This window comes from Tardiphaga sp. 619_E2_N8_4 (genome assembly GCF_051810905.1).
GTDB lineage: Bacteria > Pseudomonadota > Alphaproteobacteria > Rhizobiales > Xanthobacteraceae > Tardiphaga > Tardiphaga robiniae.
Genome location: NZ_JBPWQJ010000001.1, coordinates 1,894,874 through 1,920,291, shown reverse-complemented (window position 1 = coordinate 1,920,291; position 25,418 = coordinate 1,894,874). Strand labels below are relative to the sequence as shown.

Annotated in this window: 21 protein-coding genes and 1 tRNA gene; 6 read left to right on the top strand and 16 right to left on the bottom strand. The window is 61.7% G+C overall.

What is annotated here, in order from left to right:
• Positions 1-207: 207 nt before the first annotated feature.
• The 9 genes from AB8A23_RS09120 to AB8A23_RS09080 all read right to left on the bottom strand — a co-directional run bounded on the left by AB8A23_RS09120 (position 208) and on the right by AB8A23_RS09080 (position 14,173).
• Complete coding sequence (locus AB8A23_RS09120; protein ID WP_120287176.1) at positions 208-1,899, bottom strand: methyl-accepting chemotaxis protein; 1,692 nt, start codon at positions 1,897-1,899, stop codon at positions 208-210.
• Between the two features lie 54 nt (positions 1,900-1,953).
• A complete protein-coding gene (locus AB8A23_RS09115; RefSeq protein WP_120287177.1) occupies positions 1,954-3,714 on the bottom strand; it encodes a HAMP domain-containing methyl-accepting chemotaxis protein in 1,761 nt (586 codons plus the stop codon).
• A 528-nt stretch (positions 3,715-4,242) separates the two neighbouring features.
• Positions 4,243-6,243: a methyl-accepting chemotaxis protein gene (locus AB8A23_RS09110; protein WP_120287178.1), complete on the bottom strand. Its 2,001-nt coding sequence runs from the start codon at positions 6,241-6,243 to the stop codon at positions 4,243-4,245.
• 282 nt (positions 6,244-6,525) lie between these two features.
• Entirely contained in the window at positions 6,526-8,529 is a 2,004-nt protein-coding gene (locus AB8A23_RS09105; RefSeq protein ID WP_089266236.1) for a HAMP domain-containing methyl-accepting chemotaxis protein, read from the bottom strand.
• 88 nt (positions 8,530-8,617) lie between these two features.
• Entirely contained in the window at positions 8,618-10,648 is a 2,031-nt protein-coding gene (locus AB8A23_RS09100; protein WP_120287179.1) for a methyl-accepting chemotaxis protein, read from the bottom strand.
• A 304-nt stretch (positions 10,649-10,952) separates the two neighbouring features.
• The gene (locus tag AB8A23_RS09095) at positions 10,953-11,684 is read right to left on the bottom strand and encodes an amino acid ABC transporter ATP-binding protein (RefSeq protein ID WP_120288011.1); all 732 of its coding nucleotides are present in this window, start codon (positions 11,682-11,684) and stop codon (positions 10,953-10,955) included.
• Between the two features lie 51 nt (positions 11,685-11,735).
• Positions 11,736-12,428 (bottom strand): amino acid ABC transporter permease, encoded by a 693-nt coding sequence (locus AB8A23_RS09090; protein ID WP_068728918.1) that lies wholly within the window; start codon positions 12,426-12,428, stop codon positions 11,736-11,738.
• Positions 12,429-12,431: 3 nt separating this feature from the next.
• Positions 12,432-13,163, bottom strand: coding sequence for an amino acid ABC transporter permease (locus AB8A23_RS09085; protein WP_120287180.1), 732 nt, complete (start codon positions 13,161-13,163; stop codon positions 12,432-12,434).
• 92 nt (positions 13,164-13,255) lie between these two features.
• Positions 13,256-14,173: an amino acid ABC transporter substrate-binding protein gene (locus tag AB8A23_RS09080; protein ID WP_120287181.1), complete on the bottom strand. Its 918-nt coding sequence runs from the start codon at positions 14,171-14,173 to the stop codon at positions 13,256-13,258.
• A gap of 161 nt (positions 14,174-14,334) precedes the next feature.
• On the opposite strand from AB8A23_RS09080, the gene AB8A23_RS09075 reads away from it, so the two are divergent.
• Complete coding sequence (locus tag AB8A23_RS09075) at positions 14,335-15,753, top strand: DHA2 family efflux MFS transporter permease subunit (protein WP_120287182.1); 1,419 nt, start codon at positions 14,335-14,337, stop codon at positions 15,751-15,753.
• Here the strand turns inward: AB8A23_RS09075 and AB8A23_RS09070 are convergent.
• The 3 genes from AB8A23_RS09070 to cpdR form a co-directional block, all read right to left on the bottom strand.
• Positions 15,713-16,534 carry a gamma-glutamyl-gamma-aminobutyrate hydrolase family protein gene (locus AB8A23_RS09070; protein WP_120287183.1) on the bottom strand — a complete coding sequence of 274 codons (822 nt, stop codon included), beginning with the start codon at positions 16,532-16,534 and terminating at the stop codon, positions 15,713-15,715. The genes AB8A23_RS09075 and AB8A23_RS09070 overlap by 41 nt on opposite strands.
• Before the next feature lie 172 nt (positions 16,535-16,706).
• Positions 16,707-16,781, bottom strand: a tRNA-Val gene (locus tag AB8A23_RS09065).
• 128 nt (positions 16,782-16,909) lie between these two features.
• Positions 16,910-17,269: a cell cycle two-component system response regulator CpdR gene (cpdR, locus tag AB8A23_RS09060; protein ID WP_015669438.1), complete on the bottom strand. Its 360-nt coding sequence runs from the start codon at positions 17,267-17,269 to the stop codon at positions 16,910-16,912.
• 292 nt (positions 17,270-17,561) lie between these two features.
• Here cpdR and AB8A23_RS09055 point away from each other — a divergent pair, with 292 nt between their 5' ends.
• The 3 genes from AB8A23_RS09055 to hisN all read left to right on the top strand — a co-directional run bounded on the left by AB8A23_RS09055 (position 17,562) and on the right by hisN (position 20,242).
• Complete coding sequence (locus AB8A23_RS09055; protein ID WP_120287184.1) at positions 17,562-18,449, top strand: N-formylglutamate amidohydrolase; 888 nt, start codon at positions 17,562-17,564, stop codon at positions 18,447-18,449.
• 226 nt (positions 18,450-18,675) lie between these two features.
• Entirely contained in the window at positions 18,676-18,840 is a 165-nt protein-coding gene (locus AB8A23_RS09050; RefSeq protein WP_199711966.1) for a Flp family type IVb pilin, read from the top strand.
• A gap of 619 nt (positions 18,841-19,459) precedes the next feature.
• Positions 19,460-20,242, top strand: coding sequence for a histidinol-phosphatase (hisN, locus tag AB8A23_RS09045; protein ID WP_120287185.1), 783 nt, complete (start codon positions 19,460-19,462; stop codon positions 20,240-20,242).
• Between the two features lie 10 nt (positions 20,243-20,252).
• On the opposite strand, the gene AB8A23_RS09040 is transcribed toward hisN, so the two are convergent.
• Positions 20,253-21,146 (bottom strand): LysR substrate-binding domain-containing protein, encoded by an 894-nt coding sequence (locus AB8A23_RS09040; RefSeq protein WP_120287186.1) that lies wholly within the window; start codon positions 21,144-21,146, stop codon positions 20,253-20,255.
• Positions 21,147-21,240: 94 nt separating this feature from the next.
• Here AB8A23_RS09040 and AB8A23_RS09035 point away from each other — a divergent pair, with 94 nt between their 5' ends.
• Positions 21,241-21,993, top strand: coding sequence for a sulfite exporter TauE/SafE family protein (locus AB8A23_RS09035; RefSeq protein ID WP_120288012.1), 753 nt, complete (start codon positions 21,241-21,243; stop codon positions 21,991-21,993).
• Here AB8A23_RS09035 and AB8A23_RS09030 read toward each other — a convergent pair whose 3' ends face one another.
• Positions 21,994-22,632, bottom strand: coding sequence for a LysE family translocator (locus tag AB8A23_RS09030; RefSeq protein WP_120287187.1), 639 nt, complete (start codon positions 22,630-22,632; stop codon positions 21,994-21,996).
• 12 nt (positions 22,633-22,644) lie between these two features.
• A complete protein-coding gene (locus tag AB8A23_RS09025) occupies positions 22,645-23,592 on the bottom strand; it encodes an alpha/beta fold hydrolase (protein WP_120287188.1) in 948 nt (315 codons plus the stop codon).
• A gap of 199 nt (positions 23,593-23,791) precedes the next feature.
• Between AB8A23_RS09025 and AB8A23_RS09020 the strand changes: the two genes are divergently transcribed.
• Positions 23,792-24,268, top strand: a complete 477-nt coding sequence (locus tag AB8A23_RS09020) for an Hsp20 family protein (protein WP_199711967.1) — start codon at positions 23,792-23,794, stop codon at positions 24,266-24,268.
• 99 nt (positions 24,269-24,367) lie between these two features.
• On the opposite strand, the gene AB8A23_RS09015 is transcribed toward AB8A23_RS09020, so the two are convergent.
• Complete coding sequence (locus AB8A23_RS09015) at positions 24,368-25,213, bottom strand: hypothetical protein (protein ID WP_120287190.1); 846 nt, start codon at positions 25,211-25,213, stop codon at positions 24,368-24,370.
• Between the last annotated feature and the right edge of the window lie 205 nt (positions 25,214-25,418).

The window sequence follows — 25,418 nt, the reverse complement described above, 5'->3', positions numbered from 1 at the left end:
CATTGGAGCTGCCGGCCGAGCGTCGATAGCTTTCAACGATCTCGTGATCGAGATTGTCCGGATAAAGTTAAGGAGCGGTGCATCATGACTGCTTCTTGTGCATGGCTTCTTGAGTGAACGTAGCGCACGCGCATAACAACACTATCGCGCAGGAAAGCCGACGCTCACGCGCCGGCTTTTTGCGCTGTACACTTGTGTTCAAGCTCGTCAGGCAGCGCGCACCGAGTTCAAGAACTTGCCCACTTCGTTCTTGAGACGTGTGCTGTCCGATGACAGCGACCGCGCGGCCGAAAGCACCTGCGACGAAGCAGAGCCGGTCTCGGACGCTCCACGCTGCACGTCGGCGATGTTCGACGAGACCTGCATGGTACCCTGTGCCGCCTGCTGGACGTTACGCGAAATCTCCTGCGTCGCGGCACCCTGCTCTTCCACCGCCGATGCGATGGTCGAGGCAATCTCGGACATCCGGCCGATGGTGTCGCCGATTTCCTTGATGGCGCCGACCGATTCCTGCGTCGCCGCCTGGATACCGGAAATCTGCGTCGAGATCTCGCCGGTCGCCTTGGCGGTCTGCTCGGCCAATGCCTTTACTTCGGAAGCCACGACCGCGAAGCCCCGGCCCGCTTCACCGGCACGCGCCGCCTCGATGGTTGCGTTGAGCGCCAGCAGGTTTGTCTGGCCGGCGATATTGTTGATGAGCTCGACGACGTCCCCGATGCGCGACGCAGCGCTGGCGAGTTCACTGACGCGATCATTGGTACGCCGCGCCTGGTCAACCGCCTGATTGGCGATGCTCGCCGACTCCTGCACCTGTCGGCTGATCTCGTTGACCGACGAGGCCATTTCTTCAGTGGCCGATGCCACCGACTGGACGTTGGTGGAAGCTTCTTCGGACGCTGCCGCCACTGTGGTGGCCAGGTCCTGGGAACGTTCAGCCGTCGCGGTCAGCGTGCTTGCGGAGGCCTCGAGTTCGGTCGATGCCGACGATACGGTCTCCACGATCTCGCCAATCATCGATTCGAATTCGCGGGTGATGTTGTCAACGCGGCGACCACGCTCGATCTTGGCTTCGGCGTCGGCAGAGGCAGCTTCATCTGCCGCGCGTTTGTCGATCAGCGCCTGCTTGAACACCTGAAGCGTGTCGGCCATCGCGCCGATCTCGGTCTTTTCGCCCTGATGCGCCACATGCGCCGTGAGATCGCCGGCGCTCAGCGCCTGCATCGGTTGCACGATCGAAGCGATACCCGACGACACGTCCTTGACCAGATAAATGCCGACACCGATGCCGATGACCGCCGTCGCTGCAATGATCGCGATGACCGTCATCAGCGCCGAACCATAGCTGTCATCGGCCTTCTGTCCCGATGCCGCCGCGCCCTTGTCGTTGAATTCGATGGCCTTGCGTAGGGCAAAATCGGCTTTGGATCCCAGCGGATTGATCACATTCAGATTGAGCTCATGGGCTTCCTGACTGCCTTTGCCGAGATTCTTGCGGTCGAGTGCGAAGACTTCCTGACTGCGTGATACGTAGTTGTCCCACTCCTTGCTCCAATCGTTGAAGATTGCGCGCTCTTCGGGGCTCGATACCAACTTGTCATAGGCAGTCCGCTCATCGGTGGCCCGCTTGACGATGGTGTCGATACCAGCCTCGGTCTTCTGCATCTGTTCAGCATTGGCTGCGAGGATGTGTGCGCGCACCAGATTGCGATAATCGATGGTCGTCGCCCGTAACCCGCCGAGAACACGGACGCTTGGAAGCCAGTTCTTCTGGATGTCCGACGCATTGGCGTTAATTGTCTGCATCTTGCTGACGGCAAGCGCCCCCATCCCCGTCATTGCGATTAACAGAAAAGCGATAACGATGGTGATCTTGGCTTTGATAGAGGTGTTCGAGAGCATGGCTGGACGTCCTGTTATCGCTCAATAGAATGATCAGTTCTGATCCCGCATGGCCTAGGCCGCGCGAACAGAGTTGAGGAACCGCGCGACTTCGACCTTTAGCCGCGCGCCGTCCGACGACAGCGACTGTGCTGCCGAAAGAACCTGCGACGAGGCCGATCCGGTCTCGCTGGCGCCGCGCTGCACATCCGTAATGTTGGACGAGACCTGCTGGGTGCCATGCGCGGCTTGCTGCACGTTGCGGGAAATCTCCTGGGTGGCGGCACCCTGCTCTTCGACGGCCGAAGCAATCGTGGACGAAATTTCCGACATCCGGCCGATGGTGACGCCGATCTCGCGGATGGCACTGACCGATTCGTCCGTGGCGGACTGGATGCTGCCGATCTGCGTGCTGATCTCGCCGGTCGCCTTGGCGGTCTGCTCTGCGAGCGTCTTCACCTCGGCCGCCACCACGGCGAAGCCGCGGCCCGCTTCACCGGCGCGGGCGGCTTCGATGGTCGCATTGAGCGCCAGAAGGTTGGTCTGCCCCGCGATGCTATTGATCAGCTCGACCACGTCGCCGATACGGCTGGCCGCCTTGGATAGCTCGCCGACACGGTCGTTGGTCTTCTGGGCCTGCTGCACGGCCTCGCTGGCAATGCGCGCAGATTCCTGAACCTGGCGGCTGATCTCGTTCACCGATGACGCCATTTCCTCGGTCGCCGATGCCACGGATTGTACGTTCGTCGAGGCCTCTTCCGAAGCGGCTGCCACCATGGTGGTCAAATGCTGCGAACGCTCGGCAGACGACGTCAGCGTGCCCGCCGACGCTTCGAGTTCGGTCGATGCCGACGACACTGTTTCGACGATCTCGCCGACTGCGCTCTCAAAATCGTTTGCCAGCGTGATCATCTCGCGCTTGCGCTGCTCGGCGGCGATCTGCTCTTGCTGCTTTTGAGCGTCGGCTTCGGCGCGGGCGCGCTCCTGCGCCTTGACCTTGAACTTCTCCACGGCGCCAGCGACGTCGCCGATCTCGTCCTTGCGGCCCAGGCCCGGCAACACCACACCGAAATTACCCTCGGCGAGTTCTTCCATCGAACGGCTCAGCGCGCGCATCGGACGCCCGATGGTGAACACCGAGAACACGCAGGTCCCGATCAGCATCAGGGCGACCACACCACCGAGAATCAGCGAGTCTCGCTCGGTCGCAGCGGCCTCGTTCGCCGCAGCATTCGTCTGCTGCTCGACCTTCTCCTTAGCCAGATTGACGATCGTATCGGCCAGCTTGTCGAGTTCTGCACTCATGGGTAGCAGCACGTCGGTGCGGAGCTTCACGATCTCCGCACCCAGTGCAGTGATGCGCGTGGAGGCATCCGCAGACAATTCGCCAGCTTCGCTGCGCGTGGCCTGCAGATTCAAGATATCTGTGCGGATTACACCGATCTTGTCGCCGCCCTTACCGAGGGTCGTCATCATGTCGAGGAATTTTCCGATGCGTTCGCGCTCGTCCGGTGCGGTCGCAAGCTTGAGCATCTGAGCCGAAAATTTAAGGCCGGCGGTAGTACGCGCCGTGAAATAGTCGGCGGCCTTCTGGACATCGGCCACTTTCGTTGCCCCGAGGAAGTCACGCACGCCGATCTGCATGCCGCGAAACGAGGCCTTGGCCTCGGCAGCGTTCTGCGCAATGCCCTGATAGACGCCGGCCGTCTGATATGACTGGCGAACGCCTGCGCTTCCCATCGTCTGCATATAGATCATGACACCGAGGAGAATGATGCCGAGCCCGGACGCAATCGCGAGCTTCGTGCCGATACGCAGATTCTGGATGAAGGCCATGACAGTTCCTGGAATGAAGCGGCAGAAAAATGAGTCGGGTCGTCCTTCGCCGGACGGAGTCCGGCGTCGCGTGAAATGGTCGAATGCTAAGCGGTTGTCATTTTTGGCGCAGCCCGGCGGCAATCCGACGGGCACGCGAGGCTTGGCGTGAGCCGATCCTGAACGAGAAGCGTCATCGGCTCATATGAGCGGGCGATACGTTCGATGATCGATCAAATCACCTGCTCATGGGCAGGAACCTACCACCGCGCTTCTGACACAAACGTTAACGCGCCGATGATGCAATCACTCAAATTGAGCCGGTACCGCAATGGTCGTCGAGCAATTCGGACCTTTCAAACAGTGATGGAGTTCGAATTCAGGCATCAGAGGTTCTGAATTAACGATCTAAAATTGCAACCTCATCATGCGATGCCCTGCACGGGATATTTCGAGGCCCTGAATTCTCTCGGAGGATGCAGCAACTTGAATGGCAATGCGCGGAGAACGCACCGTTACTCAAGCCAGTGAATTGCGATGTTGGAGAACTCAGGCCGCGCGGACCGAGTTCAGGAAGCGACTGACTTCAGTCTTCAGACGGCTGCTGTCTGACGAGAGCGACTGCGCTGCGGACAGCACCTGAGACGACGCACCGCCGGTCTCGCTCGCGCCGCGCTGCACGTCGATGATGTTGGACGAGACCTGCATCGTACCCTGCGCAGCCTGCTGCACGTTACGGGAAATCTCCTGCGTCGCCGCGCCCTGCTCTTCGACAGCCGAAGCGATCGTGGACGCGATCTCCGACATCTTGCCGATGGTCGTGCCGATCTCGCGGATCGCCGAGACGGAATCATCGGTCGCAGTCTGGATGCTCGCGATCTGCTGGCTGATCTCGCCGGTGGCCTTGGCGGTCTGCTCGGCGAGCGCCTTCACCTCGGACGCGACCACTGCGAAGCCGCGGCCGGCATCGCCGGCACGTGCCGCCTCGATGGTGGCATTGAGCGCCAGCAGGTTGGTCTGCCCCGCAATGGTGTTGATCAGCTCGACCACCGCGCCAATGCGGCCGGCAGCTTTCGACAGTTCGCCGACGCGATCATTGGTCTTCTGAGCCTGGTCCACGGCCTCATTGGCAATACGCGCGGATTCCTGGACCTGACGGCCGATCTCGGTGATGGACGACGCCATTTCCTCAGTGGCGGACGCCACCGACTGCACGTTGGTGGAGGCTTCTTCCGACGCCGTCGCGACGACCGTGGTGAGCTGCTGCGACCGATCTGCCGTCGACGTCAGCGTGCTGGCCGAGGCTTCCAATTCGGTCGACGCGGACGACACCGCCTCGACGATTTCACCAACCGTACCTTCGAAATCGTCGGCGAGCCGGATCATGTCCTGCTTGCGTTGCAAGGCCGCCGCCTGATCCTGCGTGATCCGTGCCTCGGCTTCCGCCCGGGCTTTGTCCTCCGCCTTGACCTTGAAGGTCTCAACAGCCTGCGCCATGTCGCCGACCTCGTCCTTACGGCCGAGCCCCGGCAGCACCACACCAAAATTGCCCTCGGCGAGTTGCTTCATGCCGGCTGTCAAGCCGGACAGCGGACGGATGATGCCGCCCGCGATCAGGAACGCAATCAACAGACCTGTGATGGTCGCCGCAGCCGCCACGATCTGCTGCAGCGTGATCGTGCCGGAAATGCGCTGCTCATTGGCTGTCGTCGCGCTCACGACCTCCTGCTGGATCGCGGCCTTGATGCCGTCAGTCTTGCGGATGGCGCTGACCACCATCGGCGTGATCGTATTGTAATAGAGCTGATCCATCTTCAGCAGATTGGCCGACGCCTTATCGAACCCGCTGGAATAACTGACCAAGCCTTTCTTGATCGATTCGAACAGCGCTGAAAGACTCGGCGCCATATCAAATTTTTCCATCTCGGTGATCTGTTGCTGCGCGTTCTTCACGCTGTTGGCAAACAACGTCACATTGTCCTGGTCGCGACCTGCAAAGAACCGCCAGTTCGCCATCTGAACCAACAGAGTTTCGGATTGCAGGGTGGTCGCCCCTTGTGCGAATGGCGAGCTACGCGTCGCGAGCACGAGCTTCTTCAAGTCGGCCTGAAGCTTTTCACCCTCAGCAAGCAGCGCCTTGCGGCTGGCGAGCATCTCCTTGACGGTGTTACCGAGATCGACTCGCTTGCTCTTCAAATCGTTGATCGTCTTTTCGACTTCGCGATAGACCCCGCGACGCTCCTCCGAGCTCGCTTTGATCGTCTCCTCCAGCACACCACCGACCTGAGTCAGCAGCTTTTCGGCTTCAGCGAATGACGCCTCGTCCTGATCGAACGTATAGCGCAGCATCGCGCGGCGAAGCGCCTGGAGTTCCGCCGAAATCTCCATCGAGCGCATCGCATTGGCGGACTGGGCATTCATCGCCGAGACGTCGTCACGAATTTCCGTGAGCTTCCAAACGGCGAAACCCGCCATGCCCAACCCGAACAAGACGAGCGCACCGAAGCCCCCATACAGCCTGCCACGGATGCGGAGATTGAATAGCGACATGCGACGTGCCCTTCTTGGGAGAACCACCTGATAGCCGACCTTGCACGTCACGAATCGCGCCCGCAACGCAAGAGGCAATCTCGAATCCGATCATCGTTAGGTTGCGAGAACTTCGGGTTAATTTCAGCCGCGCAAACGCTTTAAAGTGGAATGACTTTTTGTCGCGCGTGTCATCGTTTGACTCACCAAAACAAACAGCCCGGACGCGATGACGCATCCGGGCTGTTTGCTAGTTGTATCTTACTCGTCGGGCGAACGCGCGTGATCGTGTGACGTTTTGTCCTATGCCGCGCGAACGGAGTCCAGAAACTTGCCGACTTCGCGCTTCAACCGCGCGCTTTCGCCGGACAGCGATTGCGCAGCGGACAGGACTTGCGACGACGCTGAACCCGTGTTGCTCGCGCCGCGCTGCACATCCAGAATGTTCGAGCTCACCTGCATCGTGCCTTGCGCCGCCTGTTGAACGTTGCGCGAAATCTCCTGCGTCGCCGCGCCCTGCTGCTCGACGGCAGATGCGATGGTCGACGCGATCTCCGACATGCGGCCGATGGTGTCGCCGATTTCCTTGATGGCGCCGACCGACTCTTCGGTCGCGGCCTGGATGCCGGAGATCTGGTGACTGATGTCGCCGGTTGCCCTGGCCGTCTGTTCGGCGAGCGCCTTCACTTCCGATGCAACAACCGCGAAGCCGCGACCGGCATCGCCGGCGCGCGCCGCTTCGATGGTGGCATTGAGCGCCAGCAGATTGGTCTGGCCGGCAATCGTGTTGATCAGCTCGACAACATCTCCGATCCGCGCGGCCGCCTTGGCAAGCTCAGCCACGCGATCATTGGTCTTGCGGGCCTGTGCCACCGCGGAGTTGGCGATATTGGCCGACTCCTGAACCTGACGGCTGATCTCGTTGACCGAGGACGACATCTCCTCGGTGGATGACGCCACCGCCTGCACATTGGTCGAGGCTTCGTCGGAGGCCGCGGCCACCATGGCGGTGAGCTGGCGAGATTGCTCGGCGGTCGCAGTCAGTCCGCCCGCCGATTCTTCGAGCTGGCTCGAGGCCGATGACACGTTCTCGACGATGCTGCCGACAGCGCCCTCGAAATCGTCCGCGAGACGGATCATGTCCCGGCGGCGCTGAATCGCTGCCTGCTGGTCCTGCGTCAGCTTGGCTTCGGCCTCGGCGCGTGCCTTCTCCTCGGCCCGTACCTTGAAGGTCTCGACTGCGCGTGCCATGTCGCCGACCTCGTCCTTGCGTGCGAGACCCGGCAGCACCACGCTGAAATCGCCGTCCGCGAGCCGCTTCATACCCGCCGTCAGGCCCGACAGAGGGCCAATAATGCCGCGCGCGATCAGGAAGGCGATCGCTAGACCGACCACAGTAGCGACGCCGGCCACGATCTGCTGCAGCATGCTCGTCGTCGACATGCGGTTGCTGGTTGCGGCGACGGTCTGCGACTGAACCTGCTGGATGTCGGATTTGATGGTCTCGACCTTGCCGATCGCTTTCACGACGGTCGGGCTGATCGACTTGTTGAAGATGCCGTCTGCCGTCTGCAGGCTGGCGGCAGCCTTCTCGAACTGGGCGGCGTAGCTCTTCAGGTTGTTGCGGATGGTGCCGAACAACGCGCTGAGCGTCGGCGGCATCTGCATCTTCTCCATTTCGCCGATCTGCTGCTCCGCGATGCGGACGTGATCCTTGAAAGATTCGATATGTTTCTCGTCGCGGCTGACGAAGAAGCGCCAATTCGCAATCTGCACCATGAGTGTATCGGATTCGAGCTTGGTCGAACCCTGGCCATACATGGTGTTGCGCGTGCTGATCACCAGCTTGCGCAGGCTAGATGACAGCTTGTCGCCGGCTTCCTGCAGCACTTCCCGGCCGGCGACCATCTGCTTGATGGCCTCGCCAAGCGCCTGGCGCTGCGCCTTCACGTCGGCGACGTCCTTCTCGATGGTGCGGTAGGCGGCGCGGCGCTCTTCCGAACGACTGGTCTTGATCACCGTGTCCAGGCTGGCGGTGACGCCGGCGAGACGCTTGTCGGCATCCGCAAGCGCCGCTTCATCCTGATCGAACGAATAGCGCAACACGGCACCGCGGATCGCGTGCAGTTCGGAGGCGATCTCCGAGGCCCGGATCGTGTTGGCCGAAAGAATATTCAGGGAGTCGACCTGCGTTCCAACTTCCGTCATCTGCCAGACGGCAAATCCCGAACTGGCGAGACCAAACAGGACCAGCGCGCCGAAACCACCATAGAGGCGACCGCGGATACGGAGATTGAGCAGCGACATCATTGGCTTCCTAGGTAGGATCTGATCTGGCTTCGGCGACGGGCGCCGTCTTCGTTGCTGCTTCCCCCATCATGGGAGGAGCATGAATTTATGCGGCGCGGACGGAGTCCAGGAACTTGCCGACTTCGAGCTTGAGCCGCGCGCTTTCGCCGGACAGCGACTGTGCCGCGGACAGCACTTGCGTCGAAGCTGATCCGGTCGCGCTGGCGCCACGCTGTACATCGGTGATGTTCGACGTCACCTGCATCGTGCCCTGCGCTGCCTGCTGAACATTGCGCGAGATCTCCTGGGTTGCCGCGCCCTGCTGCTCGACAGCAGAGGCGATGGTCGAGGCGATCTCGGACATGCGGCCGATAGTGTCACCGATTTCCTTGATAGCGCCGACGGATTCCTGGGTCGCCGCCTGGATGCCGTTGATCTGGTGGCTGATGTCGCCCGTCGCCTTGGCGGTCTGTTCGGCGAGCGCCTTCACCTCGGACGCAACCACCGCAAAGCCGCGACCCGCATCGCCGGCGCGCGCCGCTTCGATGGTGGCGTTGAGCGCCAGCAGGTTGGTCTGGCCGGCAATAGTATTGATGAGCTCGACGACATCTCCGATCCGGGCCGCAGCCTTGGCAAGCTCCGCCACGCGGTCATTGGTCTTGCGCGCCTGCGCCACGGCGGAGTTGGCGATATTCGCAGATTCCTGGACCTGCCGGCTGATCTCGTTGACCGATGACGACATCTCTTCGGTCGATGACGCCACTGCCTGCACATTGGTGGACGCCTCGTCCGACGCAGCAACGACTGCAGCGGTCAGCTCCTTGGCCTGTTCAGCCGTTGCCGTCAGCGCGCCCGCGGACTCCTCGAGTCTGTTCGACGCCGAGGAGACATTGTCGACGATATTGCCGACGGCGCGTTCGAACGTCCCGGCGAGCTCGACCATTTCGCGCTTGCGCGACGCCGCGGCCAGATTGTCCTGGTCGAGGCGCGCCGCAGCTTCATCGCGCGCCTTCCGTTCGGCGTTTGCACGAATGACCGTAACTGTCTTGGCGATATCGCCGATTTCGTCGCCGCGCTTGGCGCCGGGGATGACGACATCGAGATCGCCGGCCGCCATCTTGCCCATGGCGCCGTTCAGGCGCGTCATCGGCCGTGCGACGCCGACGAAAGAGAACACCATGGTGCAGATCAGCACCAGCACGACCGCGAGGCCGAGCGCGAGATTGACCTGGCCGGATCGTGCCATTTCCTCGGCGGCCTGCGCCCGGGCCTCTCCAACCGCAGCCTTGGCCGACGAGACCGATTGCGCGACCAGTTGAGATGCTGCCGCAGCGGCGGGCGTGATTTTGGTGCGGACGATATCGGTCTTCTGGTCGTTACTGCCGATCGCTTCATCGGTGGCCGTCATGAACTTCTTCATGTCGGTGCCGAGCTGGATCAGGCCGCTCTGCACGAGCTCGCTGTCTTCGAACACGCTGGCCTTGGCCAGCGCATCGGTGAGGATCTTGGCCTTGGTGATGATCTGGCCCTTCTGCGTGACTTCATTCATCGACGCATAACGCCATGCGGCTGCCTGCACAGCGTTGATGGCATTGTCCGCGATCTTGAGCTGTCCATCGACTTCAGGCCAGTTCGTCGCCTCGGTCACGGCAGTGGTGAGGCGCAGCTGGTCGAGATGCCGGTTCCAGTCGATGACGGCGACGTTGCGGTTGCGATAGAGCTCGAGCAGTTTCTTCTGCAGACCGACGATCTCGTCGGCAGCGGCGAGATAGGTTGACGTCAGCGATTTGATCTTCGCGAAATTGTCCTTGTATTCCTGCTTGGTCGCCAGGGCGGACGCGGCATCGATGATGCGGTCCTGCGCAGCCTTGGCGGCCCTGATCTCGGCCGCGTTCTTGTCAATCTCGGGCGTCGTGATGGCCATACGCAGGCCTTGACTGGCCACCTGCATGGCGCGCATCTGGCCGTCGGCCTCCATCGCGCTATCGGCGATTTTCTGCTGCACATCAGCCAGACGATTGACCTCCGAGATCGCGCTCTCGGTCCTCATCTGGTTTGCGACAACGCCCGCCGAGAGCAAGATGCCAACGAGACCGGCAAGACCCAATTTGTTGCCGACACTGTTGATCTTGATCATGCGATGCACTTTCCGGAGAAGGGCCAAGTCAGGACGCGCGCAAGCATGGCTCGCGCAGCCTCGGCTCGGGTCGTTGGATGACGGTCAGAGAAGCATTGGGCAGAGGCAGAGAACGGGGCGTCGCGGAATTGTCCGTGAGGACAAAGACCCGATCGCTCCGGTGGAGTTCAATCAGCGGACCAACAGGCCCTCGCCCTCACGGTTGAAGGATACCACTCCATTTCTGACACATTCGTTAATTGCCCCGTCATGCAGCATTCAAGAATCTGCATAAACTTGAGGCACAAGCGCCACACTGCATGCGTCAGTGCGCGAGGATCTTCGACAGGAACTGCTGCGCCCGATCGCTGCGCGGATGGCCGAAGAAGTCTTCCTTCTGCGCATCCTCGACGATCTCGCCGGCATCCATGAAGATGACGCGGTTGGCGACCTTCTTGGCGAAGCCCATTTCGTGGGTCACCACCATCATGGTCATGCCCTCCTTGGCGAGTTCGACCATGACGTCGAGCACTTCGTTGATCATTTCGGGATCGAGCGCCGAGGTCGGTTCGTCGAACAGCATGCAGATCGGATCCATCACCAGCGCGCGCGCAATGGCGACGCGCTGCTGCTGACCGCCGGAGAGCTGGCCGGGATATTTCTGCGCATGCGCCGTGAGGCCGACGCGCTCTAGCATTTTCATCGCCTTGGCCTTCGCCGCATCTTCCGAGCGGCCGAGCACGATGGTCTGGCCAAGACACAGGTTCTCGACGATCTTCAGATGCGGAAACAGTTCGAAGTGCTGAAACACCATGCCGACGCGTGAGCGTAGCTTCGGCAGGTCCTTCTTCATCGTCGTCACATTCAGTCCATCGACCATGATAGTGCCCTGCTGCACGGGCTCCAGCGCATTCACGGTCTTGATCAGCGTCGACTTGCCAGATCCCGAGGGACCGCAGACGACGACCACCTCGCCTTTCTCGACGGCCGTCGTGCAGTTCTTCAGCACCTGGAACTGCGGGTTGTACCACTTGCTGACTTTTTCGATGGTGATCATGGGCATGATGAGCGACCGACAGTTGGAGGCAAAGACTGAAAGCGAAAGTGGCTAGCGGATGATGCTGATGCGCTTCTGCAAGCGCTTCACAAAGAATGACGCGGTGAAGCAGATCAGGAAGTAGACCAGCGCCGCGAACAGATACATTTCGGTGAGACGACCGTCGCGCTGCGCAACCTTGGACGCGGCGCCCAGGAAATCCGTGATCGACAGCACGTAGACCAGCGATGTGTCCTGGAACAGCACGATGGTCTGCGTGAAGATCACCGGCAGCATGTTGCGGAACGCCTGCGGCAGCACGACATGGCGCATCACCTCGCGATAGTTGAGGCCGATGGCATAACCGGCCATCACCTGCCCCCGCGGCACCGACTGGATGCCGGCACGCATGATCTCCGAGAAATAGGCAGCCTCGAACAGCGTGAAGGTCACGATGGTCGAGGCGTAGGCGCCGACCTGTACCGGCTGATCGGAGCGGATGATCCACTGTCCGACATAGGGCATCAGGAAGTAGAACAGGAAGATCACCAGCACGAGCGGCAGCGAGCGCATCAGATTGACGTAGCTTACGGCGAAGCCCGACAGCACAGCACTGGACGACAGCCGCATCATCGCGATCAAGGTGCCGAGGATGAGACCGAAGACCGTCGCAATAGCCGTCAGCGTGAGGGTGAACGCCATGCCCTGCTGAAACAGGTAGGGCAGGCTGCGCCAGATGACGTCGTAATCGAAATTGCTGAACATCGCTTATTTCCCCTCGTTGAAGCCGGGGATCGCCAGGCGCTTTTCGAGAATGCGCATTCCGATCGTCACGACGGCGCTGAGAACGAGGTAGATGGCGGCCGCAGCCGAGAAGGCCTCGAACACCTGGAACGAGAATTCCTGCATGGACCGCGCCCGTGCCGTCAGTTCAAGCACACCGATGGTGAGTGCGGGCGCCGTGTTCTTGATGGTGTTGAGAAATTCGGAGGTCAGCGGCGGAAAGATGATGCGATAGGCCAGCGGAAGCAGGATGTAGCGATAGGTCTGCCAGGTGGTGAGGCCGATGGCCGTGCCGGCCATGCGCTGACCTTTCGGCAGCGCGTTGATGCCGGCGGTGATCTGCGCGGCGACACGCGACGACATATAGAAGCCAATCCCGAGCATCGCGGCGATGAACGGCCCGTTGCGCAGTTGCTTGATCCAGATGCCGAGATCGCCGGGCAAAAGTTCGGGAATGACGAAGAACCAGATGAACAGCTGCACCAGCAGCGGAATGTTGCGGAACATCTCGATATAGGCATTGCCGACAAACACCACCCAGCGCGCCGGCAGGGTCCGCATGATGCCGATCAGAGAGCCCATCACGAACGCGATGAACCAGGCGCAGAGTGCGAGCAGGATCGTGACCTGAAGGCCGCTCATCAGCGAGCCAAAATAGGTCCCCGTCGCATCAGGCGTCTGATCCCAGAAGATTCCCCAATTCCAGTTATAGTTCACGCATTCACCCCCACGCGCCGTCCACGCGAAAACCTGGCAACCTCAGGCAGAAACCCATGCAATGGCCGGGCCATTGCATGGGCAAGGTCGTCTTAGTTGGCTGCGTAGGCGTCGGGATCAGGCGAATCCGACGGGCTGGCGAACGCCTTCTTCTGCTCGGCTCCCATCGGAACGTTCAGATTGAGGCCCTTGGGCGGGATCTTCTGCGTGAACCACTTGTCATAGATCTTGGCGCCTTCCGGGCTCTTGTAGAGCTCGGCAGTGGCCGCATCGACAACCTTCTTGAACGGCGCATCGTCCTTGCGGAGCATGATGCCGTAGGGCTCAGCTTTCGAGAACGCGTCCTTGGAGATCACATAGGCGCTCGGATCGCGCGCACCGGCAGCAAGGCTGGCAAGCAGGATGTCATCCATCACGAAAGCCACAGCACGGTCGGTCTCGACCATCAGGAATGCCTCGGCGTGATCCTTGGCGGGAATGACGTTGATGCCGAGATTGCGGGCGGCATTGGCCTCGGTCAGCTGCTTGATGTTGGTGGTGCCGGAGGTTGAGACCACCGACTTGCCCTTGAGATCGTCGATCTTGTCGAGCTTGCTGGCCTTCTTCGAGACGAAGCGACTGGCGGTCAGGAAGTGCGTATTGGTGAAGGCAACCTGCTTCTGGCGATCGGCATTATTGGTGGTCGAGCCGCATTCGAGGTCGACGGTGCCGTTGGCAATCAGCGGAATACGGGTGGCCGAGGTGACCGGATTGAGCTTGACCTCGATCTTGTCGTTCTTCAGCTCTTTCTTCACCGCATCGACGATCTTGTAGCAGATGTCCATGGCGAAGCCGACGGGCTTCTGGTTGTCATCGAGATAAGAAAACGGCACCGAGGAATCGCGGAAGCCGATGGTGATGGCGCCGGCGTCCTTGATCTTCTTGAGCGTGCCGGTGAGCTCCTGAGCGCCCGCCTGCGTCGTGCAGACCGCCGCGGCGATCATGGTCCCCAACAGAAAAATTCGTTTCATAGTCCCTCTCCTCAACACAGTCCGATCTCACGCCGAACGACTCTCTTTCCGAGCGTCCCGGCGCGACCGCCCGGGATGCTTGCACAATCGGGGCCAAAACGGAATTGCCCGATCGGACGACAATAGTTTGTTCTGACATCCCGTTCCCGTACAACCCGGTCATGAGCAACGCCCTGCATGCGCTTTGTGACGCAGGCGCCGCCGGCGCCACGGAAAAGATCGATGATATCAGCCATCCCGGCCTGGTAATTGCCACCACGATTCTGGCCTCCAGCCTCGCCTTTATCGACGGATCGGTGGTGAATGTCGGACTTCCGGCCATTGCAGCAAGTTTTCAGGCTGATGCCGTCGACCTGCAATGGGTGATCAATGCCTATCTGTTGCCGCTTAGTGCACTTCTTTTGCTCGGCGGTGCAGCAGGCGACCGCTTCGGCCGCCGCAGGCTTCTGATCTGCGGAGTCGGCCTGTTCGCGCTGGCCTCGCTGGCTTGCGCTGTGGCGCCCAGCCTCCGTTGGCTGTTGGCTGCGCGTTTTCTGCAGGGTGTCAGCGCGGCGATGCTGATGCCGAACAGCCTGGCGATCCTCGGCCAGACGTTTTCCGGCGAAGCCAAGGGCCGCGCTATCGGCATCTGGGCTGCCAGCGGCGCTGCCGCCGGCGCGCTCGGACCGGTGTTGGGCGGATGGCTGATCGACATCGGCAGCTGGCATCTCATCTTTCTCATCAATGTGCCGATCGCATTGGCCGCAATGGCGCTTGCCTGGCTAGGCATCCCCCGCGATCGACACGACAGCGACGAGCCGCTCGATAGTCTCGGCGCCATCCTCGCGACTGTGGGACTTGGCCTGACGACCTGGAGTCTGACCGAAGCTACGTCACATGATTGGACGGGTTTCACGCTTGGCACGCTCGTCGCAGGACTCCTGCTCTTGCTTGTGTTCGTGTGGATCGAAGGCCGTAAGGGCGAACGCGCGATGATGCCGCTCGCACTGTTCGGGTCGGCGAGCTTCGTCGGCCTGACGCTGCTGACATTCTTGTTGTACGGCGCACTCGGCGGGCTGTTCGTCCTGATGCCTTTTCTCCTGATCGAAGCCGCCGGCTACACGGCGACACAGGCCGGTGCCGCGCTGCTGCCCTTGCCGCTTGTCATCTCTTTGACATCACCGCTCGCTGGCTCGCTCGCAGCTAGAACCGGCCCGAGGATCATGCTGACGCTGGGACCGGTGATTGTGGCGATGGGTTTTCTGCTGGCGCTCCGGATCGGTCCCGACACCAGCTACTGGACCAGCGTCTTCCCCGCCATGGTCGTCATCGCCATCGGCATGGCCGGCGCTGTCGCACCTCTGACGACGGCCGTGCTGATGTCCGTCGATGCGCGTCACACCGGGTCTGCATCGGGCTTCAACAGCGCGGTCGCACGCACGGGCGGTCTTGTGGTCACGGCGCTGATCGGATCGGTTATGGCGGCAAAGGGGCCGGCGCTGATCAGCGCCTTTGCAGCAGCGACGGTCGCGGGTGCTGTGCTTTGTGTCGCAGCCGCGCTCAGCGCATTCCTGCTGATAGCGGCGCGGCCGCAGCCGTGAAGGCCCCACGCTGCCTGCGAGCGGCCACTGCCTCGCCGAAGGCCTGAAAGAGCGTCCGGTTGATCGGGTTGATCTGCGGATCATATTCGGCGTGCCATTGCACACCGAGCGCGAAGCTCGGCGCATCGGCAATGCGGATGGCCTCGATGGTGCCGTCCTCGGCAATACCCTCGATCACCACTCGCTCGCCAGGGACATCGATGCCCTGACCATGCAGGGAATTGACCGTGATGGTCTCGCGCCCCAGCAGGCTGGCGAAGGTGCCGTTGCTGGTCAGATGCACGTCGTGGCGATCGGCAAATACGACCGCCGGATCGGGATGGATCTCGCCGCTCTCGAGCCGCGGCATGCGATGATTGATGCGGCCAGGAATCTCGCGGATCTCGGGATGCAGCGAACCGCCGAACGCAACGTTCATCTCTTGCAATCCGCGACAGATGCCGAAGATCGGGACCCCGCGCGCGACACAAGCTTCGATCATGGCCAGAGCCACCGCATCGCGGCCATTGTCATAGGGCTCGTGACGGGCATGGGCTTCCATTCCGAACCGGGTCGGGTGGACATTGGCCCGAGCGCCGGTGAGCAGGATGCCATCGACCAGATCGAGCACCTGGCCGATATCGGTAATGTCGGGGGTGCCGGCAAACATCATCGGCAGGGCATTGGCCACTTCCGCGACCGCACGAAGGTTGTTTTCTCCGACCGCCTGGACGGAGAACCTGTTCTCAATGCGATACGCGTTGCCGATCACGCCGATTACCGGCCGGGTCTTCGTTGGCATCAGCTTCCGGTCGAAAAGTGCTGGACCGTTGAGCTATAACCGAGTCACGGCGTGAACACGACTGGTTCCGAAATAAAACTGTCACCAGGTGGAGCATCCGGGAAAGAAACGTCTACCGACGCCTGAGAAGGCGCCAATCCGGCAGTTTTCGAAAGTGTGAGGTGCGTTTGGATGGTGGGCGCGACAGGGATCGAACCTGTGACCCCTTCCATGTCAAGGAAGTGCTCTCCCGCTGAGCTACGCGCCCTAAGAACCGGTCGTTACGGGTGTGGGGTCTATAACGGGTCAAACCCGGACAAGCAAGGACGGCGGAGGGCCAATCCTTGCCTGATTTGCAGGAAATCCAAGAAAGAAATCCAGGAAAGCGGGCTGCCCTCAGGCCGCCAGCATCTTGTTCACTTCGCTGACCAATTCGCGCAGGTGGACCGGCTTGGACAGAACCTTGGCGTTTTTCGGCGCTTCCGAGTCGGAATTCAGCGCCACGGCGGCGAAACCGGTGATGAACATGATCTTGATGTCGGGATCGAGTTCGCTGGCGCGGCGCGCCAGTTCGATCCCGTCCATCTCCGGCATCACGATGTCCGTTAGAAGCATTTCAAAGGGTTCCTCGCGGAGTCTCTGATAGGCTGACATCCCGTTATCGTGGTGCGACACCTGAAAACCGGCGTTTTCCAACGCCTTCACCAGGAAGCGGCGCATGTCGTTGTCGTCTTCTGCGAGAAGGATTTTGTGCATGGCGGTTGGACGTCGAACCCGAATGAGAGGACCTGTTCGCCCACTAAGCCCGAGGTCTGGTAAATTTCGGGTGAAGGTGATCAGCGCAGACTGTGCATAAGCGTCTCAAGATGGTGCGCCAGAACGTCGTGAAACACAACAAATGAGCGCGTTTCTCGCGATCGCCGCGCCTGCGGAAGGTTTTTAACTTGGCAGACTTGTTTCGGTTATCGACAATGCAGCCTCACAAAGCGCCGGTTTTCTGCCAGACTGGGCAAACCGAAGAACGCGGCTGCAGGGACGATGCGCGACGATGACCCAGTTTGACGGTGAGCTGTCGCCTCCCTTCGAGATCGTCGAGCCGGCCAACTGGCGCGCCCCGATCATTTTCAATTCCCCGCATTCCGGCTCGGTCTATCCAGCGGAATTCCTCAGTGCGTCCCGCATTGACGTGACTGCGCTGCGCCGCTCGGAAGATTCGTTCATGGACGAATTGATCGCCGGATTGAGCGATCGCGGCTTCCCGGTGGTCCGGGTGCACTTCCCGCGCTCCTATGTGGACGTCAATCGCGAGCCCTATGAGCTCGATCCGCGGATGTTCAACGGCCGCCTGCCTAGTTTCGCCAATACCCGCTCGATGCGGGTGGCCGGCGGTCTTGGCACTATTCCCCGGGTGGTCGGCGACGGCCAGGAGATCTACCGCGAGCGGCTGGACGTCGATGACGCCCTCACCCGGATCGAGGCGTTGTACAAGCCGTACCATCGCGCCCTGCGCCGCCTGATCAACAAGGCGCACCAGACATTCGGCACGGTGATCCTGGTGGATTGCCACTCGATGCCCTCGATCGGAATTTCCCGCGAGGAGCCGCGCCGCCCGGACGTGGTCGTCGGCGACCGATATGGCACCAGCTGCGCCACTATCCTGGCCGAGGTGGTCGAAGACACATTCGGCGGCCTCGGCTATTCGCTGGGCCGTAACAAGCCCTATGCCGGCGGCTTCATTACCGAGCATTACGGCAACCCGGCCAGTGGGCTGCACGCCATCCAGATCGAGCTGAACCGGGCGATCTATATGGACGAACGCCGCCGTGAGCGAACCGCGCGCTTCGATCAGATTGCTGCCGATTTTACCGTCCTGGCCGATGCGCTGGCGAAGATCCCGCTGGACAGCCTCGGCCCGTTCCAGGCCGCCGCCGAATAGGCTGGGGCCGAACGGCTCGCCGGGTTCGAACCTTCACTCAATCAGGTGGGGTATTTGGAACCGTGACCGCCGGGTCACGGCAGCGCTTATTTCGTGCGACAAATTGTCAATTTTCGCTGGATTTAGAGATGGGGCAGAGTTTTACCACCGGGATTAATGCAACTTTAGGTTATCCCCACCAGCGTGGTTCCGCGGATTGGAACCGCGTAAAATGGCAGGAGAGAACATGAAGAACATCATCAAGAAATTCTGGTCGGACGAATCGGGAGCGACTGCGATCGAATACGGGCTAATCGCCGCCGGCATCTCGCTGGCCATCATCGCCGTCGTCAACGGCCTCGGCACCAACCTCAACGGCAAGTTCACCGAGATCAACGGGTCGCTGAAGTAACCGCCACGACGTGGACACCGGCTTGAGGTTCTCAGCCGAATAAGTCTTGCTTGATGACTGACGTCGCAATGGGCCCGAGGCTGTCGGGGTGCCAGGCGACGAACAGGCCAGGCGACATAAAGACAATCGCCGGCAGCCACGTCGGCACGCCGTGATGCAAAACTCCTCCGACAAGAAAAAAGGGCCGCTTGCGATAGCAAGCGGCCCAAGTCTAGGGAGGAAACGCCCAAGGAGGGCAGCGATAGCGCAAGCGCTACCGCACCGCAACAATATGCAGCCGCGACGCACCAAGTGCAAGAGTTTTCGGGCAAATTTCCATGCAAATTTCGCATGGTGATCGCACCGTTCAGGCATAGGCGTCATAATTTCTATAAGTAAAATCAATGCGATATAGAAATGACAGTAGCTTTGACCTATTTAAGAAATGATCATATATTCATTCCATTGACCAATTTCTGATGCCGGACATCAGGAATCTTAGGGAAATCGCAATCCGATTCAGTGCTGTGGCTTAGGGGAATCGCAGAGAGATTTCGATCACCGCAGATGCGAGTCGTTGCCCTGCGCTGTATAGGAAGCGACACGTCCCCATCCAGCAGCCGCAACAAAGGACCTCTCCGTGACGGTCATCGACTTCAACGCCTTCATTGGTCGTCTTGCGACCTCGTCGGGCGAGACCATCCTGCCGTTCTTTCGCACCTCGCTGAGTATCGACAACAAGAACAGCACCGATTTCGACCCGGTCACGGAAGCCGACCGCGCCGCCGAGGCGGTGATGCGCCGGCTGATCAAGGCCAACTTCCCCCAGCACGGCATTGTTGGCGAGGAATTCGGTACCGAACGCGAAGACGCCGAATATGTCTGGGTGCTCGACCCGATCGACGGCACCAAATCCTTCATCTCCGGCTTCCCGATCTGGGGCACGCTGATCGCGCTGCTGCATCGGGGCACACCGGTCTATGGCATGATGCACCAGCCCTATATCGGCGAGCGCTTCAGCGGCGACAGCGGCTCGGCGCGCTACCAGGGCCCCAACAACACCACCCGCAAGCTTGCCGTGCGCCGCTGCGCATCGCTGAAGGACGCCACGCTGTTCACCACCAGCCCGCGGCTGATGGGCGACGCCGATCGCGCAAAATTTCACGACGTCGAAAAAGGCGTGCGGCTGACGCGCTACGGCGGCGATTGCTATTCCTATTGCATGCTCGCCGCTGGCCATCTCGACCTCGTCATCGAGACCGAGCTGAAGCCCTACGATATCGCAGCCCTGATCCCGATCATCACCGGCGCCGGCGGCGTGGTGACAACGTGGGAGGGCAAGCCCGCGCAGAACGGTGGCCGCATCGTCGCCGCCGGCGACCCGCGCGTGCATGAGGCGGCGCTGAAGATCCTCAACGCCTGATCGGGAACTGCTACGCCCGCGCTGCAGCCCGCAGATGCTCGATCATCTGCTGCGCGGGACGGGATAACGTCTTCAGGCTGCGAAAGCAGATCGCCAGTCTGCGGTTCGCCCAGGGATCGCGAATGCGGATCAGCGCCAGCGCCGTTGACCGCGCGCAGCGCCGTGCGGCGACTTCCGGCACAATCGCAATGCCGACCCCCGCCGCCGCCATCTGACACATCGCATCGAAATCCCGCATCTGCGCTCGGTAGCGCAGTCGCGCACCCAGCTTCGCCGCATATTTGCCGATGTGGTTCTGCAGCGCGGTCGCGTTGGTGAGGCCGATGAAGTCGCGGTCGATGATCTCATGGAAATCGATATGTCGCCGGCCGGCGAGATCGCTGCGCGGCGCCGTCACCAGCATCAGCCGGTCTTCGTTGAAGGTGAAGCGTTCCAGACTGTCCGGCAGCGTATGCTCGGCAGCGAAGCCGAAATCGGCGATGCCGGCGGCGATCGCCTGGGCGATATCGGCGCTCTCGCGCTCCTCGACCTCGAGGCTGACATTGGGGTGCTCGCGCAGGAAACTCGCGAGCGCCTTCGGCAGATGTTCGGACAGGCCCACCGTATTGGCCAGCATCGACACACTGGCCTTCATGCCATTGGCATAGGCCGCCATGTCGCCGCGCATGGTCTCGACATTCTGCATTACGATGCGGGCATGGCCGAGCAGGCTCTCGCCAGCCGCCGTCAGCGTAACGCCGCGCCGGCCCCGTTTCAGCAATGGCACGCCGATCGTCGCCTCCAGCCCCTTGATTCTCGCACTAGCCGAAGCCAGCGCCAGATTGGCAGCGGCAGCACCCGCGGTGATACTGCGCGCCTCGGCCACCGCGACGAACAGCCTGAGATCGACAAGGTCGGCATGCATGGTGTTCTCCGCGCCAGCCTTCGTTAAAGACGAAGGCTTTCTCCGTAACCTCCAGATTGTGCCTGTCCAGCCGATCGGTCAATGTGCCTGCATCATGTTCGATTCCTCACTCATTCTGATCGCTGCAGTCTTCGCGCTCGCCGGCTTCGTCAAAGGGGTCATCGGCCTCGGCCTCCCGACCGTTTCGATGGGCCTGCTCGCCGTCGCCATGCCGCCGGTGCAGGCGCTGGCCATCGTCATCGCCCCCGCGATCGTCACCAATATCTGGCAGACTTTCGTCGGCGGCTATTTGCGCGACATCATCCGCCGGCTGTGGCCGCTGATGCTCGGCACCGCTTTCGGTATCTGGAGCAGCGGCGGGCTGATGACCGGCCCCTATGCGCGCTACGGCACCGTCGTGCTCGGCATCCTGCTGGTGATCTATGGTGCCATCAGCCTCGTGAAATTCCAGCTAAGCGTCGCAAAACAGAACGAAGGGTGGGTCGGCGGCGTCGTCGGCCTTGTCACCGGTGTCGTCGCTGCCGCCACCGGCGTGCAGGTGATCCCGTCGATGCCCTTCATGCAGTCGATTGGCATGGAAAAGGACGAGCTGATCCAGGCGCTCGGTGTCTATTTCACCGTCTGTACTCTCGCACAGGCCTTCAACCTCTCCAGCGCCGGTCTGCTGAATGCCTCCATAGCGCTGTCGGGCCTCGTTGCCATGGTGATGGCCTTTGCCGGCATGTTCATCGGCCAGATGGTGCGTATGCGGATGCATCCCGACCAATTCCGCCGCTGGTTCCTGATCGCGATGATGCTGCTCGGCGTCTATCTGGCCGGCGTCGAGACGTGGGAAATTCTGAAGTAACTAACGCGTCTCCAGCATCGCCACGCGGATGCCGAGATAGATGAAGACGCCGCCGAGGGCGCGGTTGATCCACATCATTGCCTGACTGGATCGCCGGACGCGGCTGGCGGCTTTGGCCGCGACAATGGCCGTGCCGAGCCCCCAGATCGTGCCCGTGCTGATGAAGATCAGCCCAAGTACGATGAAAGCCAACGCCTTGCTGGGCGCATCCACGTCGACGAATTGCGGCAGGAAGGCGAGAAAGAACAGCGCCACCTTCGGGTTCAGCGCGTTGGTGAAGGCGCCCTGCCAGAACACCTGCCGAAGCGACAGCAGCGGCTTTTCCGCAGCGTCGTTCGTTGCAACTGTCGATGCCCGCGCACGCAGCATCTGCACGCCGGTGTAAAGCAGATAGGCCGCACCGATCCATTTCACCGCTGTGAAGGCATAGGACGAGGCCGCCAGCAGCGCCGACAATCCGACCGCCGCGGCGAACACATGGACGAGGCATCCCGCACTGATCCCCAGCGCGGCCGCGACACCGCCACGCCAGCCCATCTGCACGCTGCGCCCGACGATATAAGCCGTGTCCGGCCCCGGCGTGATGTTGAGCAGGATGCCGGACAGGATGAAGAGCCAGAGGCCGTGAATACCAAGCATAGGATGTGTCCGTTATTTGAACAGCGGCGTCCCCGGCACGAATGCATCGAACGCCGCCCAGAATTGCTGCCGGTAGCGATCCTGTTCCTGCAGGATCTCGTGACGGGAGCCGGCGATCACCAGATGCGACCCGGCACGCAGGTGATAGGCGAATTCCTCGATGGCCGGCGTCGACACCACCTGGTCGTTGCTGGCCGCCAGCATCAGGATCGGCTGACGGATCTTCACGGGATAGCTGGCCTCGCGAAAGCCATGCATCCCACGGATCGCCGTATCGGCCCAGGCCACCGTCGGCGAGCCGATGCCGAGCGTTGCGTCCTCTTCGAGGATTGCCGCGTTGCGCGCATAGCGCACAGGATCGCTGGTCAGCTTGTTGTTGGGGAATGACGAGGTCCCGACCAGCTCACCATTGCCGCCGGGAATGTAGTTGCCGCCCTGCCCGGTCCAGCGCATGACACGCAACAGCAGCCGCGCCGGCAGCGAGGTCGAACGGCCCGGCAGATCAATCATCGGCGCCGACAGCACCATGCGATCGAACCAGCGCTTGCCGGAATGCGCCACACGCAGCATCACCGCGCCGCCCATCGAATGCGCCAGCGCGAAATAGGGCGGCGGGCAATCCGGCATCACCACCTGCTGCACGAAACTTTCGACGTCGATCTCGAAATCCGAGAAGCTGCGCACATAGCCCTTGCGGCCATCGCGCAACTGCCGCGACGAATGGCCCTGTCCGCGCCAGTCGATCATGGCCACTGCAAAGCCGCGGTCGCGCAGGTCGCGCACGGTCTCGAAATACTTCTCGATATATTCGCCGCGCCCGCTGAACACGCAGACCGTGCCCTTGCGCCCGGTCGTCGGCGCCCAGCGCGCAAAACGTAGCTCAGCGCCGTCCGGCGTCTTGATGGTGCCGGACACGGCCCCCTCGGGAACGGGGTTGGCGGGAATGGAGACGAGCGTCATGGCGGGGGACCGGTTAGGCGAAAAACGCGGGATTTCAAGGGCGGGAGACAGGTCGGCGCGAATCTTTCGGCCCCCCTTGCGAGCCGCCAGACCCCTCCCATATCAGCTTCATGCAGGCCTCTCTAGGCTGCATGACACGAAAGCCCGGCCCCTATGGCGGGCGGGTTATTGCAACAGTCGCTCAATGGAGGACTATCCAATGCGTAGCTATGATCTCACCCCGTTTTATCGTTCCACCGTCGGTTTCGACCGCCTGTTCAATCTGCTCGATCAGAGCACAGGTGACGCAGCGCCGGGCTATCCGCCCTACAATATCGAGCGCACCGGCGAGAACGAGTACCGTATCAGCGTCGCCGTTTCCGGCTTTGCGCAAAACGAACTCTCCATCGTCGCGAAGGAAAACACGCTGACGATCAAGGGCGAGAAGGCTGCCAACGAGAATGGCAGCAAGGCCGAAGTGCTCTATCGCGGCATCGCCGCCCGTGCCTTTGAACGCGCCTTCCAGCTTGCCGATTTCGTACAGGTGAAGAACGCCTCGCTCGAGAACGGCCTGCTTCATGTGGACCTCGTCCGTGAGATCCCGGAAGCCAAGAAACCCCGCAGCATTCCGATTTCCACCAGCGCCGCGAGCGCGCCGCAGGTGGTTGACGGCTCGGCCGAGAAAGTCGCCGCGTAACCGCGACTTTGTACTTGAAGTATGTGAACTGAAGTAAGTGTAGTTGTTGAACGAACGCCCCGGAGCAATCCGGGGCGTTTTTTCTTGATCCGGCCCGGACTATTCCAGCCCCTGGGCAGCCGGCGGCGTTTCCGCAGCTGGCGGTGTCGCAGGCTTTGCTTCTGTCGCCGGCGCAGCGACTGTCGGAGCAACAGCGTCTTTCTTCTCGGGCACTGCCGGTGTTGCCGGAGCAGCCCCGGTCGTTTCCGGCGCCTTCGTCTCGGCGGGCTTCTGCTCCGTCACGGCCGATTGCTGCACGGGCGCAGCGGCCGGCGGCGTTTCAGGTGGTTTGACTGCGACCGGCTTGGTCTCGGCCGGAGCGACAGGCTTGGCCGGCGCCGCAACCGCGCGCACCGGTGGCCGCTTCGGCAGCGGCACGCTCGTCGTGCGGCTGGCAACCTTCGGCGCGGGCGTTGCCGTCCCGGCTGTAAACGGCGGGCGGCGATATTGCGGCAGGGTCGGCACTGCGCCCTGCGGGCCGTAGCGCGTGTCGATTTCCTCACTCATCCGGTCGCCCATGCGATAGGCCGGAATGAAGCGCAGAATGCGTCCGCTCCGCGCATCGATCACCAGCCGGCCGTCCTCGCCGTCGAGATCGATCGCCGCGACCGTGTAGATGAGGCCGCGCTGCTGCGGCATGCCGAGGGCGGAGAAGCCGGCCTCGCGCAGGATCGAATAGACCTCACGCAGCGGCAGCACCGCCAGATCATAGCCACGGCGCAACACGCCATAGGGGCGCGGCTCCGCATATTCCACGGGCGGCATAGCCGCATAGGGACCGCCGACATCGGAGACCTGCGCCACAACGGCAACGTCGCCGCGCATCGGCGGCAGCGCCTGCGCCTGTGCAGCACCACTCGCCAGCAACAGACCGGCCGAGGCCAGACATCCCACAAGTACCTTCATTGCATGCTCCTTCGACGCCCCCGCGCCCGGAGAGTGTTCAACTTCCTGAACCTCACGCTTCGCTCGCCTGCCAGCACCGCTGCCACAGGCGTTAACGAGCACTGCGCAACCTCACCGCTGAATCCGGCAGCCCTTGGGCCAGCCTTTGGCCGGAACGCGGCACCTCCGGGCTGAATGTGTCCACGCCAGCTTGGACAATTTGGCA